This is a genomic window from Streptosporangium sp. LJ11 (assembly GCF_051918945.1).
Taxonomy (GTDB): Bacteria; Actinomycetota; Actinomycetes; order Streptosporangiales; family Streptosporangiaceae; genus Streptosporangium.
In genome coordinates this window covers 1-18,468 of record NZ_JBPXMB010000012.1, presented here as the reverse complement: position 1 = coordinate 18,468, position 18,468 = coordinate 1, and the positions used below count along the sequence as shown (strand labels likewise).

Here is an 18,468-nt window from a genome sequence, read left to right as displayed (position 1 = left end):
GGATGACCGGCGACGGGTTCGGCGGACATAGTTCTGGCGTCCGGTCGCAGGAAGCGAAGGAGAACTTCATGTCCGTCCTGTTGGTGCTCGCCGTACAGACGGCCTCGCCGGTCTGTACGACGTCGGCGGAATGCGCGGGCCAGGGTGTCGATGCTTTCCTCGGGACCCCGCAGCGAATCTGGGCCAGCGTGGCCGCGCTGGTGGCACTGGGCGGCGTGGTCATCGGCCGGCTCGCGCTGCGCTCCGTGCGTCGTGTCGGCAACGGCGGAAGGAGGGGAGCCGTCGTGGCCCTGGTAGCGGGGTCGATCGGCGGGCTCAACGGCGCGGTGAATCTGGCTGTCGCCGACGGTGGTCTCGGCACCGGCAACGGAGTGTTCGGGGGAGCCGTGGCCCTGGTGCTCGGGCTGGTCGGTGCGGTCCTCGGCGGGCTGGCTCTGACCCGCTCCCACCGCACCGAGCCGAGCGGCTGACCGCAGCGGATGCAAGCGCGCGATCGAGGCCCCGATGACCGTACACGCCTCGACCACCGCACGGCGATCGCTCCTCGTGATCTTGCATGTACGTACGGGCAGACAGCCGTACCTCAACATCGGCTCGGGCCAGGAAGGCGATCACTGAGGCCGGGTACGCGCCGACCGGGCTCGCCACCCAGCGGACAAGCCGGGGAGGAGACCGAAGAGAATGGACGTACGCGGACGGGGGAGGGCGGGGGCGTGCGGGAGTCGCCCGGCGCGGCCGGAACCTTCGCGGCGCCCGGCGCGTACAAGTGATCGCCTGAGCAGGCGACGAACACAGGAGGCTGAGAACCGTGCCGATCTCCCGCCGGACAGGACGCCGGACAGGATGGGGCCTGGCCCTGCTGAGCGCGGCGCTGGTCGCCTGCTCTTCCACCGGGGCCACCGAGACCCCCGGCTCCGCCGACTCCGGATCCGCCCCTCCCGCGGCCTCGCCCGCGGAACCCACCGGGCGGGCGGGGACGGAGGCCGCGCCGAAGGTCCGCTTCACCGAGTTCGCCCGGCTCGACATGCCGGTGGCGATGGCCCTGCGCGAGGACGATCCGACGCTCTACATCGCCGAGCAGACGGGACGGCTGCGCGCGGTGAAGGACGGGAAGGTCGCCGAGGCGCCCGTCGTCGACCTCTCCCGGGAGATCAGCACCGGCAACGAGCAGGGACTGCTCGGGGTGGCCTTCCACCCGGACGGGAACTTCCTCTACCTGAACTGGACCGACCGCGAAGGACACACCCACCTCACCGAATGGGCCTTCTCCGGCGGAAGGGCGACCGGCCGCAGGGACGTGCTGACCCAGCGGCAGCCGTACGCCAACCACAACGGCGGGCAGCTCGCCTTCGGGCCCGACGGGCACCTCTACATCGCCCTCGGCGACGGCGGCAGCGGGGGAGACCCGCAGGGCAACGGCCAGAACCTGGACACCTGGCTCGGCAAGATCCTCAGGATCGACCCGCGCGGCACCCCGTACAAGGTCCCCCGCGACAATCCCTTCGTCGGCAGGCAGGGCGCCAAGCCGGAGATCTGGTCGTACGGCCTGCGCAACCCCTGGCGGTTCACCTTCGACGCGAGGACCGGCGACATGTGGATCGGCGACGTCGGCCAGAACGCCTGGGAGGAGGTCGATTTCGAGCCGAAGGGCGAGGGGGGCCGCAACTACGGCTGGAACCTGAAGGAGGGCACCCACCCCTTCGAGGGCGGCGGCGACGGCGGCGACGGCGGAGACACGGTGGATCCCGTCATCGAGTACCCGCTGGGCGAGGGCGGCAACTGCTCGGTCATCGCCGGATACGTCTACCGGGGCGAGAAGATCCCCGGCCTGGAGGGGCGGTTCGTCTACGGCGACTTCTGCGCGGGCTGGGTCAAGGCCGCGCCCCCCGGCGGGAAGGGGCGGGGCGACGACCTCGGCACGGTGGAACAGCTGTCGTCCTTCGGCCAGGACCACGACGGCGAACTGTACGCGCTCAGCCTGTCGGGGCCCGTCTACCGGGTCGAGGCCGCGCCGTGACTCCTTTCCTCCACGTTGGCGCGGCCGGGCGAGTCCCAATATCTGGAGAATGGTTGACGATCGTTCGGTAAGGGGGGGAACAGCCTGCGGGTTATCGCGGGGCGGGCGAATATAACAGGCTCTGGGGACATGTCGCTTCTGCTTCAGCGTCTTGTTCTGTGGCCTGAACCATCGCTATGGGAGCCCTAAATGGCTAGAAAATACATGATGTGTTTCCTGCTCGCGGTAATGACCGGGGGCGGCCTGATAATCGGTCCCGCAGGGGCGGCGACCGCGGAGAGCGGGCTTTTGCCGCTTGAGACCCTCCAGGGCGCGCCCTACCCGCCGTACATCATTCTCCTCACCGCGGCGGAGGACCTCGCCGACGAGGCCGACGCGATCGGCAGGCGGGCGGACGACCTCGCCGCGCAGGCGGCGGATGTCGCCGAGTCCTGCGCGGAGGCTCGGGGGGAGACCTGCATTGAGATCAACAACAGGAACGACAACCGCAACCAGCTGAGGAACACCGACAGGGACAGGATAGGCGGGGTCGTCGTCCAGCCCACCTCCACCGCTCTGCGGGTCAACCCGGCCGCCGCGAGGCTTGCCCTCGGCGCCTCGGCGGGGGGAGCCGTCTCCGGGAGCACCGGCACGGCCGGACCCATCACCGCCGAGGCCAGGCGCATCGTCGCCGAGGCCAGGCGCATCGGCCCGGAGGCCGGGCGCATCGCCGGTGAGGCGGAGGGCATCGTCGGCCTCGCCGCGGGAGTCAATCCCAAGGCCGAGCAGGTGGCCTCCGGAGCCGTGGGGAGGGCGGAGGCCGCGAAGAAGAAGGCCTCCGAGGCGAGGAGGATCGCCCTCCAGGTCGCCCGGACGCCTCTCGGGGAGAATGCCCGGACGCCCCGCGGGGAGAATGTCGTCGAGGACGACGACTGCAGGGGCGATGACTGCGGGAACGGGTCCGTCGGCGACGACTGCGGTGACGGGGGACGTTCGTGCGAGGCCGGCGGGGAGAGTCTTCCGTTCACCGGAGTGCCCGCGACGGCGTCCGCCGGGCTGGGAGCCGGCCTGCTGGTCGCGGGAGCCGGTGCGCTGTGGCTGGTGCGGCGCCGCCGATCCACCGGTGCGAAGTAGGCGATGGGGAGGGAGAGCCCGCCGTGACGTCGGGCCGTCCCTTCCACCGGTGCGAAACGGGCCGTCCGGATGGAGGGCCCGCCGGATCGTCCTGTGGGCCTCGGCCGCCCTGGTGATCGCCGGAGTCTGGGAGGCTCACCTGGGCCTGCGGGTGCGTGACCATCTGGTGGCGGCCGGAGGCGCGCTGACGCGGCTGGGCTCGCTGGTGAGCGCCGGTGCCCCCGTCCAGGTGGCGGGTGCCCCCGCCCAGGTGGCGGGGGCGCTCGCGGACGCCCGGTCGCACGCGGTCGAGGCGCGGCGGCTCACCGGGGGCCCCGGCTGGTGGGTGATCTCCCACCTTCCGTTCGCGGGAGACGCCGCGACGACCGTGCGCGGCCTCGCCTGGGCCGCCGACGAGCTGACCGGTGTGCTCACCGACGTGCAGGGGGCGGCCGCGCCGTTCATGACGGCCGCCGCCCCCTCCCGAGGCACCGTGCGGGGGCGACTGGCCGCCCTTGACGCGGCGGCACCGGTCCTGGCGAGCGCGGTCACCCGCCTCGCGCGGGCGGACTCACTTCTGCGTGCCACCCCGGCCGACAGCGGGCTGGACACGCTCGACGAGGCGAGGGACACCGCGCTGGGCGAGATGACCCGGCTGCGCGACCTGCTGCGCACCGCCGCCGACGCCGCCGCGCTCCTGCCCCCGATGTTCGGCGGCGACGGTCCCCGCCGCTACTTCCTGGCCTTCCAGAACAACGCCGAGGCGAGGGGCACCGGGGGCCTCGTGGGCGCCTTCGGCATCCTGAAGGCCGGCCGGGGCCGAATCTCCGTCGAGCGGCTGTCCGCCGACACCGGTCTGTTCACGAGCCCCGTCCCCGTCGCCGACCACGGCCGGGACTTCCTCAGGCGCTATGGGCCGGGGGCGACCAGAATGCTGTCCGTCTCCAACCTCTCCCCGCACTTTCCGTACGCCGCCGCCACCTGGACCCGGTTGTGGGAGAGGCGGACCGGCACGCGGCTCGACGGCGCCGTGGCCACCGACCCTGCCGGGCTGGCCCACCTGTTGCGGCTGATCGGCCCGGTCACCCTTTCCGGCGGGGAGAAGGTGACCTCGGCGAACATCGTCGATCTCACCGAGCGGGCGGCCTACGCCCGTTACCACGATCCGGTGGCGCGCAAGCGGTTCCTCATCGAGGTCGCCGGCGCCGTCGGGGAGGCGCTGCCCGGGTCCCTCGCCGACCCCGCCGGGCTGCTGCCCGTACTGGGCCGCATGGTCGGCGAGCGGCGGATCCAGGTCTGGAGCCGTCACGAGGCCGAGCAGCGGCTCCTGGCCCGCGCCCCGATCGGCGGCGTGCTGCCCTCGCGGCCGGGACCGTTCGCGGGGCTGGTGGTCAACAACTCGGCCGGAGGCAAGCTCGACTACTACCTGGAGCGTTCCCTGGCCTACGAGCTGGGCGCCTGCCGGGACGGCCTGCGTCCCTCGACCGTGCGGATCCGGCTCGTCAACGACGTCCCGGCGGAGGTCCTGCCCTCCTACGTCACCGGCCGGCTCGACCTCCCCCGGCGGTGGCACGCTCCCGGGTCCAACCTGCTGTGGGTGTCGCTGTACGGCGGGCTCGGCGGGCGGATGACCGCGGCCAGGCTGGACGGGGAGCGGGCGGCCGTCGTCAGGGGGACGGAGCGCTCCCATCCCGTCTACTCGGTCATGCTGGAACTCGCTCCCGGGCAGTCGAGGTCCCTGGAGTTCGACTTCGTCGAGCCCGCCTCGGACGCGGCCCCGCTGGTCCCCGTGCAGCCGCTCGTCCGGCCCCAGCGGACCCACGTCACCGAGGACCCGCGCGGTTGCGGCCCCTGACGGGAACAGGCGTCTTCCGCCGCACGCCCTGTCGCGTGCGCCTGCATGAAAAGGGCAAAGAGCGGTGTGCCGCGGGCGACGGCGTACAGGAGCCGATCTACCCTCTCGGAATGAGAGCCTCACCGGAGAACACCGGGATCGCGCGGAACCCCACGACCCGGGGAGACTCCGGTGTCACCGGGAACGGGAAGGTCGAGATCGTCCCGGCCGGGCACGAGTACTGCGGCCCGCGCTGCTGGAGGGACGTCTGGAAGGCGCCGGTGCCCCAGGAGGGCGTTCGCTTCCGCATCCTGTTCGTCTGTACGGGCAACATCTGCCGCTCCCCGCTCGCCGAGCGGCTGACCCGCTCGGCGCTCGGGCCGTGCCCGGCGGTCCAGGTGATCAGCGCGGGCACACACGCCCAGCCCGGACTGGAGATGACCGGGCACGCCCGGCGGACGCTGGTCCGGCTCGGCGGGGACCCCGAGGGCTTCGGCTCCCGGCTCCTCGTCCCCGAGCTGGTGGCCGACGCGGACCTGATACTCACGGCCACCAGCCGGCATCGGGCGGAATCGGTGGCACTGCATCTCGCGGCGGCCACCCGGGCCTTCACCATCTCCGAGTTCGGCACGCTGACGCGGGCCGTGCCGCCCGGGAGAGTCACCCGGCATCGCGATCCCGCGCATCGGGCCCGCGCCCTGGTCGACGAGGCGCGGGCGCTGCGCGGGCTGGTGCGGGTGGACGAGCTCGACATCGCCGACCCCTACCGGGGTTCCCGGCTGGCCCACCGGGCGGCCGGGCGGAGCATCGCCGGCGCGCTCGCCGTCCCGCTCGGGTTGCTCACACACTCACAGGATGCTTGACCTCGGGCTTGGGCTCCTTGGCGTCGTAGCCGTAGCCGTAGCTGTACCCGAAGTACGTGTTGTCCTTGAGCGGGAAGAAGTTCAGGACGGTTCCCACCACGCGGGCGTTGACCGACGCCAGCAGCTCCGTGGCACGCGCCATGTGCTCCCGCCGGGTCTTGCCGTGACGGGTGACGAGGAGAACGCCGTCGCAGAGCGCGCCGAGCGTCGCGGCGTCGGTCACCGGCAGCAGCGGCGGCGCGTCGACGATCACCATGTCGTACGTCTCGGCCAGCTGGGCCAGTACCTCGCGCATCCCGCCGGAGCCGAGCAGCTCGCTCGGGTTCGGCGGGATCTGCCCGCTCGGCAGGACCGACATGCCCGGCTCGCCCCAGACCTGGATGACCTCCTTCAGCTGGGCCCTGCCGATCAGCACGTCCGTCAGGCCCGTCGTCCCCTCGATGCCGAGGTAGTTGGGAATGGTCGGGCGGCGCAGGTCGCCGTCCACCAGGACGACCCGCCATCCGGCCTGGGCCAGGGTTATCGCCAGGTTGGTCGAGACCGAGGACTTCCCCTCGCTCGGCAGGCAGCTGGTGACCACGAGCGACTTCGGCTGCCGGTCGACGCCGATGAACTGCAGGTTGGTGCGGAGCGTGCGGAACGCCTCGGACCTGGACGACCGGCCCTGGTTGCGCACGATCAGCGGATGGCGCCGCGCGTCCCGCTCGTAGCCGATGATGCCCAGGGTCGAGCTGCCCGACGCCTGCTGCAGTGCCTCCGTCGACTTGACGGTGGTGTCCAGGCGGTCGCGGACGACGATGACGGCCATGGCCAGGACCAGGGCGATCAACAGGGCCATCACCAGGTTGACCACCGGCCTGGGACTGACCGGTGCCTCGGGCGTCTCCGCCCGGTCCACCAGCGTGACCTTCACGACGGGTCGGCTGGAGGGGGTGGGCCGCTCGATCTGGTCGATGAGCTCGGTGAAGCGCTCGCCCAGGGCGTTGGCCAGGCCGGCGGCCCGGGAGGGGTCGGGATCGCCGACCGTGGCGCGCAGCAGCACGGTGCCGGGGACGGCCTCCGCGGTGATGTTCGCCTGCACGCGCTCCACGTCGTCCTCCCCGGTGATCTGGGCGACCACCCGCCGGCTGGAGAGAAGGGTCGCGTACGAGTGCACCCGCTGCGCCGACAGCATCCCCGCCTGGTAGGCGGTGGACAGGCTTCCCTCCCTGTCGTGGCCCGAGACCAGCATGGAGATCGTCGCGACGTACTTCGGCGGCGTGCCGGCCGTGACGGCGGCCGACGTGCCCACCGCCAGGACCAGCGCCAGGAGGATGAGCGGCCAGTTCCTGCGCGCGAGCCGCGTGTAGTAGAGGAGTTCCATGTCAGTGCCGCCTTTCGCGGATCTTCGGGAGGGGTGCGGGGGAGGGGGCCGGCGCGCGCCCGCTCACGCCTCGCAGCAGGCAGGTGAGGGCGACGGCGATCACGCAGGCCGCGGCCGTCGCGGCGAGCGGGGAGACCCGGCCCAGGGCCATCGCCAGGCAGAGGGCGCCGGAGATCGCCGCGATCGCGCCGAGCGCCGCCGCGACCGCGCGGGTTCCCAGGCCGGTCCGGCGCAGCCGGTGGGACAGGTGGTCGGTGCCGCCCTGCAACGGTGGGCGGCCCGCCAGCATGCGGGAGACGAAGACCACGCAGGTGTCGAGGGTCGCCAGGAAGGTCGGCAGGAACAGTCCGGCGACCGCCGCGTCCGGAGGGCGTCCGGCGGAGAGGACGGCCGCCGAGCAGGCCAGCGTGAATCCGATGAACAGCGACCCCGAGTCGCCCATGAACACCCTCGCGGGCGCCCAGTTGTACGGCAGGAAACCCAGGCACGCGCAGGTGAGCGCGCACAGGAGCAGCGCGAGCGCGATGTGGCCCCGCGCCAGGGCGGTGGCCGCCAGGAGGGCCGCGGTGACGGCGGTGACGGTTCCCAGCGCGCCGTCCATGTTGTCCAGCAGGTTGAAGGAGTTCGTCATCACGACGATCCACGCCACCGTGAGGACGCCGTCCAGCCACGTCCCGGTCATGGTCGCCTGGACACCGGAGAGCACCACCCCGATCGCCACCAAGGTCTCCACGGCCAGCCTGGTGACCGCGGGCAGCGGGGCGATGTCGTCGATCAGCCCGAGGACGGACACCGCGGCCGCGGCGAGGACGATCGCGGTGATCTGCAGGTCGGCGAGGCCGAGGGCGATCAAGGAGGGCACGACGGTGCCCGTCACGATCGCGATGCCGCCGATGTACGGGGTCGGGCGGGCGTGCACCTTGTGCCCGCCGGGGGTGTCGGTGAGGTTCCAGCGGATCGCCAGACGCCTCAGCGGTACGACGGTCGTGGCGCTGAGCGCGCAGGCCGCTCCCGAGACGAGGGCGACGGTCCCGCTCACGGGATGGACGCCGCCGGCTCCCCGGAGGCCTCCCTGATGATCTCGGTGAGGATCTCGTCGAGGCTCCGCCGCGGGACCCAGCCGGTGAGCGCGCTGAGCTTCGCGGTGTCGGGAACCCTGCGGGTCATGTCCTCGAACCCCTGCTCGTAGGCCTCGGAGTAGGGGATGAGGTCGATCCCGGAGGTGGACCCGGTGAACTCGACGATGAGCTTCGCCAGCTCCATGATGCTCACCTCGTCGCCGGAACCGATGTTGAAGGTCTCGCCGATCGCCGCGTCCTCGTCGAGCAGTTTGAGCAGCGCGTCGACGACGTCCGCGACGTGCGCGAAGCAGCGGGTCTGGGTCCCGTCGCCGAACACGGTCAGCGGGACGGCCGACAGTGCCTGCCGGACGAGGCTCGGGATGACCATGCCGTAGCTCGGGCTCTGCCGCGGGCCCACCGTGTTGAACAGCCGGACGATGATCGTCGGCAGGCCGCGCTCCTTGTGGTAGGCGTTGGCGAGGATCTCGTCGACGGCCTTCGCGGTGCTGTAGGCCCAGCGGACCACGGCGGGACTGCCGAGGATGCGGTCGGCGTCCTCGCGCAGCGCGCCCGAGGAGTTCTTGCCGTAGATCTCGCTCGTGCTCGTGATCAGGATCTTCTTCCGGTACCGGTGTGCGGCCTCGATGACGATCTCCGAACCCCGGATGTTGGTCGTCAGGGACCGCAGTGGCTGCTCGACGATCAGCTTGACGCCGACCGCGGCCGCCAGGTGGACGACGACGTCGCACCGGTGGACCAGCTCGTCGACCATGAGCTCGTCCAGGACCGAACCGTGCACGAAGCGCAGGTTCGGGTGCGGCCTGAGGTTCTCCAGGCGTCCCGTCGAGAGGTTGTCCAGGACGACGACGGAGTCGTCGCGGGCGAGCAGGGCGTCGGTCAGGTGCGAGCCGATGAATCCGCTGCCGCCCGTTATCAGATATTTGGTAGGTGGTGTCTTGCTCACGGGCTTCTCCTCATCATGTGCTTGGAGAGATCTCTGTCTTCGGCGGGAGACGGCTGCTCACGCCTGCACGCCGGCCACCTCGACGTTCGCGGCCTGCGTCCTCTCGAACCAGGCCACCGTCGTGCGGAGCCCGTCCTCCAGGGAGACGGGGCGCGCCCCGGGGAACAGCTCGCGCAGCAGGCGTGCGGAGGCCTGTGACTCCCGGACGTCGCCCCTGCGCGGCGGCAGGGAGACCGGCTCCACCACCCGGCCGAGGATCTCGGAGATGATCTCCATCAGGTCCCGCAGGGAGACACGGGTGCCGAAGGCCAGGTTCACCGGTTTCGTGCTCGTCACCCGGCGGGCGGCCGCGTCGGCGAGGATCCCGGTCACCGACTCCACGTAGGTGAAGTCCCGCGCCTGGCCGCCGTCGCCGTGCAGCGGAACCGGCTCGCCCCGCAGCGCCGCGGAGACGAACGCCGGGATCACCGCCGCGTACGCGTGCCCGGCGCTCTGCAGCGGGCCGTAGACGTTGAAGAAGCGGAACGGCAGGACCGGCAGGCCGTAACTGTGCGCGTAGGCCAGCGCGTAGGCCTCCGCGGCGAGCTTGCCGGCCCCGTACGGGCTGAGCGGCCTGGTGGGCAGGTCCTCGTGCTTGCGGGGTTCGGGACGGTCGCCGTACACCGAGGAGGAGGAGGCGAGGATCACGTGCGGCCCGCTCGCGCGGCACGCCTCCAGCACGTACAGGGTGCCGGTCGCGTTGACGGCGTGCGAGGCGAGCGGGTCGGCCAGCGACCGGGGCACCGACGGCCTGGCGGCGAGGTGGATCACGTGCGTGGCGCCGGCCACCAGGTCCGTCAGCAGGTCCCGGTCCAGGATGCTGCCGATCACGACGTCGGCCTCGACGCCGTCGAGGTTGGCGAGATCCCCGCTGCTCAGGTCGTCCAGCACCGTGATGTGTCCGACGTCGGGCCTGGCCGCCAGGGCCCGGCACATGTGCGCGCCGATGAACCCGGCACCGCCTGTCACCAGTACTCTCATCGACTGTTTTCCTCCGTAACGAGATGGCGGTTGGACGTCTCGCGCAGCGACCGGTAGAGGCGCTCCGTGTCCGAGACGAGGCGGTCCACGCTGAACGCGTAAGTGGTCCAGTCGCGGGCTGCCTCGCCCATCCGGCGGGCGAAGTCCGGGTCGGACAGCAGGCGGACGGTGTGCGCCGCCAGTTTGTCCGGGTCTGTCGTCGACAGCAGGCCGGTGTGCCCGTCCCGGACGACCTCGGAGACGCTCCCCACGCGTGTGGAGACGACAGGGGTGCCCGCCATTCCCGCCTCGATGAGCGTGAGGGGGGTGCCCTCGTTGTCGGAGGTCAGCAGGACCACGTCGGCGGCGGCGTAGACCGTCTCGACGTCCTTGCGCCACCCGAGCAGATGGAAGGAGTCGTGGATGGGCGCGATGTCCCGCTCGACCTGCTGCCCGAGCTCGCCGCCGCCGCACATGACGAAGTGGCATCCGGGGATCCGCCCGAGCACGGTACCGGCCACGGCGAGGAACCGGTCGGGCCGTTTCACCTGGGTGAGGCGGCCCACGTACGCCACGACGGGCGCGTCCTGCGGCAGGCCCAGCTCGGCGCGGGCCGCCTCGCGGCCGGGGACCGGCCCCAGGCCGACTCCGGGCGGGATCACCACGTACTGCCCGGGGCGGCCGATACCGGCCCTGAGCAGGTCGTCCCTGACCTGGAAGCCCACCGTCACCAGCCGATCCGACATCGAGGCCAGTAACCGTTCCGACTGGATGTAGAGCCGGCGCTTGGCCGGGGAGAAGTAGCCGTGCAGGAGGTGCCCGTGGAAGACGTGCACCTGGGTCGAGCCGATGCCGGCCAGCCGGGCGGCCACGCGGCCCAGGGCACCCGCCTTGGCCGTGCGGGTGTGCACGATGTGCGGGCGGAACGCCCGCATGGCGCTGATCAGCCAGAAGAGCGCGCGGTAGTCGTCGCCCGGCCGGATCGCCCGGCCGAGGCCCGGGACCCGGTGAACCCGCGTCTCCACGTCGCGCAGCCGGAGGTGATCACTCTCGTGATCGTCGACGTAGCCGGTGTAGAGGCGATGGTCGAACTCCTCCGGGTTCAGCCGCTCGCGCAGTCCTAGAACCTGGGTGGCCGGGCCGCCGACGTTCATCCGCGCGATGATCTCCATGACACGAATCCGGTTAGCCGGTTTCATTACGGGCTCCTCAGCGATGGCCTGGTCACGTCGGAGAAGGTAACCCGCTGCTTGATCCGTTTACCGGCACCGTCACGCCGGTAGCGAGATGTTTTCCCTTTTCCCTACCTGGATGTGATCTAAGTTGGTCGCCTGTTATAGGGCTCTTGCCCCGTCACGGAGCGTGCTGTGTGGAAGACGGATCGATGCCGCAGTCGAATGAGTCCTCCCTGCGGCATCCGTACTTCATCGGGCGCCGCCGATGATTCGCCGCGCCGAGGCGATCCAGACGCCCGCGCCGAGAACGGCCAGGGCCAGTGTCCCCCAGGCGAAGGAGAGAGAGGCTCCGCCGGCGCCCGGGACCACCCGGCAGGCGAGCAGGAGCGTGCCGAGCAGGAGGACGACCTCGGCCGAGAGATAGCCGAGCCGCCAGCCCGCCTGGCCGACGGCCAGGGCGAGGGCGTTGGACCAGCACACCAGTGCCTTCACACACGCCGCCGCGGTGAGCACCATGGCCACCGCCGCGAGGGCGGTGTACTCGGGCCCGTAGACGAGGCGGAGGGCGTCGTCGGTGAACGGCAGCGCGACGACGAGTGTCACCGTCCCTGTCACGGCGAGGACGCGGGTGGCACGCGCGATGTCCCGCCTGATGAGCGTCCCCTGCCCCCCCTCGGCGACGGCCTGGGCGAGCCGGGGGTACAGCATCGAGGCGACGGGCATGGTGAGGGCCCCGTAGAGACGCCCCGGAGCCGATGCGATCTTGATGATGGTCACGAGGGTGGGGCCGCCGAGGACCCCGGCGACCGTGAGGACCCCGGAGTCGGCCAGCTCGGCCACCGACGTCCCGCTGGAAGCCTTGACGGTGAAGGCGACCAGGCCGGCCGGGAGCGGGACTCGTCCCCGCGCCGGTCCCAGCTCGGTGAACAGCGCGCGGATGCCGAACACGGCGAAGACCACCGCGGTGATCAGCGCGCCCACCACCTGGCCGACCAGGTAGACGACGGGGCCGCCGGCGAGCAGTCCGCCGGACGACAGCCCGAAGGACAGGATCGCGCACCGCACGCGGAGCGATCCGTAGGCGCGCAGCCGGTCTACCAGCGCGAAGGCGGCGCCGGCGGTGCCGTGCGGGGCCATGGCTCCGCGCGCGGCGATCGCGAGAGCGAGCATGAGCGCGAGCTCGCCGGTGACCAGCCCCGCCGACCGGGCCGCCAGTACCGCCGCGAGACCGGCGCCCGTCGCAGCCAGGCCGATCGCCACGTCCCATCGGAACAGGCGCAGGAAGAGCGTGGAGCCCTGCCCGGTCCGCCGTTGCTCGAGGGGGACGAACCGCTGGGCGGCGTTCTCCAGGCGGGGGTCGCACAGCAAGAGGGAGACGGTCGCCACGGACTGCGCGAAGATGACCTGCCCGGCGCTCCCGGCCCCGGCCAGCCGAACCAGGACGATCACGCTGAGGGAGGAGACGATCGCCTCAACGAGGCCGGCGGCGGAGAGCGACGTGAACGTCCGCAGATGGCGCCCGCCGGGTCGGCGTATCCGGTGGACCACATGTCCGAGTACGTTGACCATGACCTACGGGCAGACCTCGTCGTAGAGTCTGTCGAACCAGCGTGCGGCCTCGCCGATGTCCACCAGCCCGGCGCTGTCCCGCGCGCCCTGCCGCAGACGTGCGTAGGTCTCGGGGCGCATCGCCCGCAGGATGCCCTCCGCGAGGGCTCCGGCGTCACCGGGTCTGGTGAGCAGGCCGTTGTGGTCGCTGCTGACCAGGTCGGGCACGCCCCCGACCGCGGTCGACACCACGGGAACGCCCGCGGCGAGGGCCTCCATGACGACGACGGGCAGCCCTTCGTACAGGGAGCTGAGCACGAGGAGGTCGGAGGAGGCGATGAGGCGACCGGCGCCGGGTACGTGCCCGAGCAGGCGCACGCGATCCAGGCAGAGGTCGCCGACGCGGCGGGCCACCTGCTCGTACGAGGGGCCGGACCCCGCGAGGAGGAACAGCGCGCGTGGCTCCCGGGCCAGGACGGTCGCCGCGGCCTCGATCAGTAGCCCGTGGTTCTTCTGCGGGTGGAAGTTGGCCACATGCACGATGAGGAAGGCGTCATGGGGAACGTTCCAGTCCCGCCTGGTCTGCTCCGAGAGGAGCGTCCAGCGGCGCTGTTCCGACACCTGGACGCCGTGGACACGGACGGCCAGGCCGCGGGAGCGGCGACCGGTGCGAGCGCGTGCCACCTCGGGGGAGACCGCCACCGTCCGGGTGTCCAGCCACCTCGTCGCTCGATCGAGCAGCGCGGTCGCCGGCCGGTAGCGCACGTTGTGCACGGTGGAGATCAGGACCGGGCGCGGCCTCCACAGCCGCGATATCGGCCGTAGCAGCGACGCGGGGAGCGGAGAGTGGACGTTGAGCACGTCGGGCCGCATCCGCCCGACCATCTGGGCGAGACGGGCCAGGCGGAGGGGAGCCGGGCAGGAGGTCAGGTCGACCACGTGGATGCCGGCCGACCGCAGCCGTCCGGCGAGCTGCTGGGTGGACGCCTTCAGGCACACGACGGTGTAGCGCTTGTCCTTCATGGGCGTGGCGAGCAGCCGCTCGACGAGCAGGACCTCCGCGCCGCCCACGTCCAGAGTCTTGATCACTTCGCAGATGTGTGGCTTCTTCACGACGCGGCCCGGGACGGACCTGGTGTTCCGGCGCCCGTGAACGCCCCGTACAACTCCTCGACGCGTGCGGCCACCAAGGGCCAGTCGAGGCCGGAGGCCGCCTGCCTCCCCCGTTCGGCCAGCTGGAGGGCGGCCGCCTCGTCGTCGAGCACCGAGCGCAGGTGGCACAGCAGCTCCACCGCCGATCCGGTACGGAAGGTCCGGTAGGCGCCGGGGTCCGTGATCGCCGGATCGAGCGAGGCGTCCGACGAGACGATGACGGGGGTGCCCAGGGCGAGGGCCTCCAGGGCGGCGGTGGGGATCCCCTCTCCGACGGTGCGGAGCCTGCGAGAGGAGAGGACGAAGGCCCGGGCGCGGCCGACCAGCGAGTAGACCTGGTCGGCGGGCGTGTGGCCGGCGAACTCGACTCCGGAGTCCGCCCCGGTGAGCCGCTCGAGCCGGGCGCGTTCCGTGCCGTCCCCGACGATGACCAGGCGCGCTCCGGGGTGGGTGACGCGCAGTTCACGGAAGGCCCGGATCGTCAGCGCGTGGTCCTTCACCCGCTCCAGCGAGCCGACGCTGACGATCAGCCCGGCCTCCGCGGGTCCCCGTCGCCGGAACCTGGCCAGGTGTCCGAGGTCCAGGCCGCTGGACATCGTGGTGATCTTTCTGGCGGGTACCCCGGCTGCGAGCAGGTCCTCCGCGGGCCGCCTGCCCAGCGCGATGAAACCGTCGACATACCGGAAGGCCAGCGGCATCATCAGCCGGTGGCGCGCCGTGAGGGCGCCGTGGACCGTGAGGACGACGGGGATCCCCAGCCGCCGTGCGGCGGGACCCAGCACGAGGGCCTCACGGTGGTCGCCGTGCAGATGCATGACGTCCATCCGCCCAGCCCGGGGGAGCGCATGTGCGCATTCGGTGGCGAACGCGAGCACGTCGGACTTCCTGGCGAGGGCCCGGCTGATGCGGGTCGGCGCCGGCGTCACCGTCCTTGCGCCGTCCGGGACCCGCCCCCACCGGTGGGCGACGTGCACTTCGTGGCCGCGGAGGATCTGCTCGCGGCTGAGGCGTTCGATGTGGCGTTCCTTCCCTCCGGGCTCGGGCGGCAGCCGGTAACCGATGCGCAGAATTCTCATGGCGGCCTCTCTCGCAGGAAGTCTCCCCGGCGGCGCGTTTCAACGAGGCGTCGGGACGCGCGTGGTCACTGAAAGACTCGACGGGCCCGTCTCAGGTGTGGGACGTCCTGCGGGTTTGGAAGGCCGAGATTCGTAAAGTGGCGTTCGCGCAGGAAAATCGTAAGAGCAGGACGGCCGATGGTCGCGCCATTCACCCTGCGTGCGGGAGTTTCAGCCATGAATCCCAACAAAGGGATAAAAGCTCTTAAAGGGGTTTAATTAGTATGTCGCATGCCGTATAGGTGCATGATGGGATGGCCTTCTCCGCAGCCGTATTTCTTTGCCCGGATTTGAGGGGTCGGGCGATGGTACACGCCGATGGGAGTCGCGGCCGATCATTACAGTCTGCGGGATGACAGAGACGGCCACGGTCGCTTCGGCCACGTGCCCGCCGCCCCGCCGAGCTCCCGGAGCACGTGATCTCTGCCCTGATCCCCACGTCCAGCACATCTGACAGATTCGTGAGTGATTTCCGGTGGAGTACCTTGTCGTTGCGGCCATCGCGCTGACACTTGTGCTGGTGGTTCATGCGAGCTTCGAAGCGGACGTGGAGTGGAAGGCACTGTGCGTGCTGGTTCCGGCCTTCGCCGCTCGGCTGGTCGTCCACGTTTTCGCGATGCGGTCCGGCGCGATGGCGTACGGCGGCGACAACCTCGCCTACGAGGCCAGAGCCCTGGAGGTCGTCGAGTACTGGCATCATTACGGATTCCAGTTCGTCACCTCGGAGCAGATTCCAGGCCTGTACTCCGCCGCGGTGCCGTGCAACCTCTTCGCGGTGTTCGTCTATCTCTGCGGCGGCCCGGCACCGCTGGCCTGTACGGCGGTGGTGAGCCTCGTCGCATGCGGGCTGCCCATCGTGATGTACAGGTTCGCGCTGCTCATCGGGGCCGACGAGCGATCGGCGTTCCGGCTCCTCGCCGTGACGGCGTTCATCCCGGCCTTCCTCCTTCACACGTCGGACATGTTCAAGGACGGTTTCAACGCCTTTCTCGCCGTCGCCTGCCTCGCCCTGGCGGCCTCGAACGTGCGCCGTTTCGACGTGCGGAAGCTGCTCCTGCTCGGCCCGCTGCTGTGGACGCTCTGGCATATCCGGCCCTACATGGTCTTCATGTGCGGGCTGCCGTTGATCCTCGGCGTCGTCAAGCTCAAGCGAGCGCTGTTCCTGTACGCCCTGGCCTTCCTGGTCACGATGCTGGCGTCCGGCATGATCTTCCCCGGGGTGACGCTGGAAGGTACGCCCATCACCGAGATGCAGGAGCAGCTGGAACGCGGCCAGTCGGAGAACTTCCGCAGGGCGAACGCCCAGGGGGGCTCAGGAGTGCTCTTCGAGGATGGCGGCAGCGCGTGGGGGGCGCTCCTGCCGAAACTGTTCTACACGGTGTTCTCCCCGTTTCCCTGGATGGAGGGGAGCTTCGTGCTGCAGCTGGCCAAGATCGAGACGCTGCTCTGGTACTACCTGCTGTACTGCGCGGTGCGCGGAGCCCGCCTGCTGTGGCGGCGCGACCCGCGGATGCTGCTGATCCTCCTGCTGTTCATCGTGCCGGGCACGATCGTCTACGCGACCACCATGTCCAACGTCGGTCTCATCTTCCGGCAGCGGATCCCGATCGTCATGGTCGTGAGTCTGCTGTCCGCGGTCGCGTGGAGCGGCGTCTCACCGGATCGCCGGCGGTCCGCGCCGGCTTCCCCCGCCCCCGCCACGGGCGTCCCCGTTTAGGGACGCCCGTGGCGGGCGAGGTCAGGCCGGGCCGCCGGGCAGCCGGTACAGGGTGTAGTCGCCGGAACGGAACCGCAGCTCGGCGAAGTCCCCGATGTCCCCGATGTCCCCGATGTCCCCGATCCTCGAATCCGGTGTTGTCCGGCTCTCGTCGGCGAAGAGCCAGCGCACCCCGTGACGCTCGTGCAGGCGCCGGACGGCGTCGGCGGTGGGCGCCTCGAAGACCAGGTCGTTCAGCCGGATCAGCTCGCCGTCCCAGAACGGGGAGTGCTGCGTCGGCAGGCCCGGATGCCAGCGGGCCATGTTCTTCGAGGTGTACGTCCACCCTTCGACAAGAACGCGCCGTTCGGTCAGCGCGGCCACCCAGAAGTGCCGGCTGTCGCACGGATTCTCCAGGCCCCAGCGGCAGTGCGCGTTCGTCGCGACCAGGTCGCCGGGGTCGGAGTGGTCGCGCAACCAGCGCCCGGCGGCGAGGGCGCCCTGCGGTACCGCCGCCGCGACCGACCCGCTCGGACCGCTCCTCTCGGCGCCGTGCACGACCGACAGAACGCGTGCGTGCAGGTCGGCGGGCAGGCCCACGGCGGCGAACGCGACGGTCACCAGGGACCAGGCGCGCAGGCGCCCTCTCGTGACGGACAGGACGACCGCCGCCACCAGAGCGGCGCCGAGGAGGACGGCGTACGGCAGGTAGAGGGCGGCGTCCCGGCGGCCCGCGCCCAGGGGGACCGTGACGCCGCAGAGGACAGGAATCAGGTAGGCGGCGCCCAGTCCCGCACCGGCCGCACACAGCGTCGCCCGGAGCGGCTCGCGCGCCCGCCGCACCAGGACGAGGATCCCGAAGGCCGTGATGGTCGCCAGGTAGGGGTAGGCGGCCCAGAGGAAGAAGAGCTGGCTGCGGCCAGGGTGACCCAGCAGGAGGGCCGCGCCCAGACCCGCCGCGCCCATGCCCAGCATGAGTACCACTGCGGACCGGGCGATCAGCCGGGGCCGGCCCAGCAGCCCGAGGATCCCGCACCAGGTGACGGTCCAGCACAGCAGGAACACCAAGACGACTCCCAGCGTCGCCGACGGCGCCGGATCGACCTGGCCGCCCAGTCCGGTCAGTTCCCGCCACGCCTCCCGCATGAGGGAGAAGGGGGCGAGGTCGAGCGCCTGCCTCGCACCACCGAACAGGACCAGCTGTGCGAAGAGGAGGCATGCCGTCGTCATCCCGAGCGCGATGAGCGTGGGCCCGGATGGCCTGCGCCGCCTGAACGTCTCAACCGTGGCCACCGCCAGCAGCCCCACGCCCAGCAGGGGAACGTACGTGGCCTTGGCCCCTGTCACCGCCATCAAGAAGATCCCCAGCAGGAGCCACCGGCCGACGGTCGACCGCCGGCGCTCCAGAAGGTCGACGAGGAGGAGGACGACGGGGGCGAACAGCAGGGCCCCGAACGTCTGGGTGGGGCTCGACCACATGAGGTCGGGGACGCCTCCCCAGGTGAACGCCCCGTTCGCGCCGAGGTAGAGGCTCGGCGCCGCGACGAAGACCGTACCGCCGACGGCCAGGAGGGCGCCCGCCCACGAGC

Annotated in this window: 15 protein-coding genes; 6 read left to right on the top strand and 9 right to left on the bottom strand. The window is 71.3% G+C overall.

Features of this window, described 5'->3' with window-relative positions; all coding sequences use genetic code 11:
• The first annotated feature begins 68 nt into the window (after positions 1-68).
• The 5 genes from ACTOQ3_RS18730 (at position 69) to ACTOQ3_RS18710 (ending at position 5,806) form a co-directional block, all read left to right on the top strand.
• Entirely contained in the window at positions 69-470 is a 402-nt protein-coding gene (locus ACTOQ3_RS18730; protein ID WP_440084660.1) for a DUF6223 family protein, read from the top strand.
• A 338-nt stretch (positions 471-808) separates the two neighbouring features.
• A complete protein-coding gene (locus tag ACTOQ3_RS18725; protein ID WP_440084659.1) occupies positions 809-2,017 on the top strand; it encodes a PQQ-dependent sugar dehydrogenase in 1,209 nt (402 codons plus the stop codon).
• 288 nt (positions 2,018-2,305) lie between these two features.
• On the top strand, positions 2,306-3,130 hold the full coding sequence (locus tag ACTOQ3_RS18720) for an LPXTG cell wall anchor domain-containing protein (protein ID WP_440084658.1): 825 nt from the start codon (positions 2,306-2,308) through the stop codon (positions 3,128-3,130).
• Between the two features lie 49 nt (positions 3,131-3,179).
• Positions 3,180-4,964, top strand: a complete 1,785-nt coding sequence (locus ACTOQ3_RS18715; protein WP_440084657.1) for a DUF4012 domain-containing protein — start codon at positions 3,180-3,182, stop codon at positions 4,962-4,964.
• Between the two features lie 110 nt (positions 4,965-5,074).
• Positions 5,075-5,806, top strand: a complete 732-nt coding sequence (locus ACTOQ3_RS18710; protein WP_440084656.1) for an arsenate reductase/protein-tyrosine-phosphatase family protein — start codon at positions 5,075-5,077, stop codon at positions 5,804-5,806.
• Here ACTOQ3_RS18710 and ACTOQ3_RS18705 read toward each other — a convergent pair.
• The 8 genes from ACTOQ3_RS18705 to ACTOQ3_RS18670 all read right to left on the bottom strand — a co-directional run bounded on the left by ACTOQ3_RS18705 (position 5,784) and on the right by ACTOQ3_RS18670 (position 15,144).
• On the bottom strand, positions 5,784-7,169 hold the full coding sequence (locus ACTOQ3_RS18705; protein WP_440084655.1) for a polysaccharide biosynthesis tyrosine autokinase: 1,386 nt from the start codon (positions 7,167-7,169) through the stop codon (positions 5,784-5,786). The genes ACTOQ3_RS18710 and ACTOQ3_RS18705 overlap by 23 nt on opposite strands.
• Position 7,170: 1 nt before the next feature.
• Positions 7,171-8,208 (bottom strand): MraY family glycosyltransferase, encoded by a 1,038-nt coding sequence (locus ACTOQ3_RS18700; RefSeq protein ID WP_440084654.1) that lies wholly within the window; start codon positions 8,206-8,208, stop codon positions 7,171-7,173.
• The gene (locus ACTOQ3_RS18695; RefSeq protein ID WP_440084653.1) at positions 8,205-9,194 is read right to left on the bottom strand and encodes an NAD-dependent epimerase/dehydratase family protein; all 990 of its coding nucleotides are present in this window, start codon (positions 9,192-9,194) and stop codon (positions 8,205-8,207) included. The genes ACTOQ3_RS18700 and ACTOQ3_RS18695 overlap by 4 nt, the downstream gene beginning before the upstream one ends.
• Before the next feature lie 57 nt (positions 9,195-9,251).
• Positions 9,252-10,214: an NAD-dependent epimerase/dehydratase family protein gene (locus ACTOQ3_RS18690; protein WP_440084652.1), complete on the bottom strand. Its 963-nt coding sequence runs from the start codon at positions 10,212-10,214 to the stop codon at positions 9,252-9,254.
• Positions 10,211-11,392, bottom strand: a complete 1,182-nt coding sequence (locus ACTOQ3_RS18685) for a glycosyltransferase (protein ID WP_440084651.1) — start codon at positions 11,390-11,392, stop codon at positions 10,211-10,213. The genes ACTOQ3_RS18690 and ACTOQ3_RS18685 overlap by 4 nt, the downstream gene beginning before the upstream one ends.
• A 225-nt stretch (positions 11,393-11,617) precedes the next feature.
• Positions 11,618-12,937 (bottom strand): hypothetical protein, encoded by a 1,320-nt coding sequence (locus ACTOQ3_RS18680; protein WP_440084650.1) that lies wholly within the window; start codon positions 12,935-12,937, stop codon positions 11,618-11,620.
• A 3-nt stretch (positions 12,938-12,940) separates the two neighbouring features.
• Positions 12,941-14,005, bottom strand: coding sequence for a glycosyltransferase (locus ACTOQ3_RS18675; protein ID WP_440084649.1), 1,065 nt, complete (start codon positions 14,003-14,005; stop codon positions 12,941-12,943).
• A 20-nt stretch (positions 14,006-14,025) separates the two neighbouring features.
• The gene (locus tag ACTOQ3_RS18670; protein ID WP_440084648.1) at positions 14,026-15,144 is read right to left on the bottom strand and encodes a glycosyltransferase family 4 protein; all 1,119 of its coding nucleotides are present in this window, start codon (positions 15,142-15,144) and stop codon (positions 14,026-14,028) included.
• Between the two features lie 559 nt (positions 15,145-15,703).
• Here ACTOQ3_RS18670 and ACTOQ3_RS18665 point away from each other — a divergent pair.
• A complete protein-coding gene (locus ACTOQ3_RS18665) occupies positions 15,704-16,900 on the top strand; it encodes a hypothetical protein (protein WP_440084647.1) in 1,197 nt (398 codons plus the stop codon).
• Positions 16,901-16,921: 21 nt separating this feature from the next.
• Here the strand turns inward: ACTOQ3_RS18665 and ACTOQ3_RS18660 are convergent.
• Positions 16,922-18,468 (bottom strand): hypothetical protein (locus ACTOQ3_RS18660; RefSeq protein WP_440084646.1); only part of this gene is annotated, 1,547 nt, incomplete at its 5' end.

Bases quoted from the DNA above. Each gene is read 5' to 3' on its own strand.
- ACTOQ3_RS18730 (WP_440084660.1), top strand. From the start codon at position 69: ATGTCCGTCCTGTTGGTGCTCGCCGTACAGACGGCCTCGCCGGTCTGT.
- ACTOQ3_RS18710 (WP_440084656.1), top strand. From the start codon at position 5,075: ATGAGAGCCTCACCGGAGAACACCGGGATCGCGCGGAACCCCACGACC.
- ACTOQ3_RS18705 (WP_440084655.1), bottom strand. From the start codon at position 7,169: ATGGAACTCCTCTACTACACGCGGCTCGCGCGCAGGAACTGGCCGCTC.
- ACTOQ3_RS18690 (WP_440084652.1), bottom strand. From the start codon at position 10,214: ATGAGAGTACTGGTGACAGGCGGTGCCGGGTTCATCGGCGCGCACATG.
- ACTOQ3_RS18685 (WP_440084651.1), bottom strand. From the start codon at position 11,392: ATGAAACCGGCTAACCGGATTCGTGTCATGGAGATCATCGCGCGGATG.
- ACTOQ3_RS18680 (WP_440084650.1), bottom strand. From the start codon at position 12,937: ATGGTCAACGTACTCGGACATGTGGTCCACCGGATACGCCGACCCGGC.
- ACTOQ3_RS18670 (WP_440084648.1), bottom strand. From the start codon at position 15,144: ATGAGAATTCTGCGCATCGGTTACCGGCTGCCGCCCGAGCCCGGAGGG.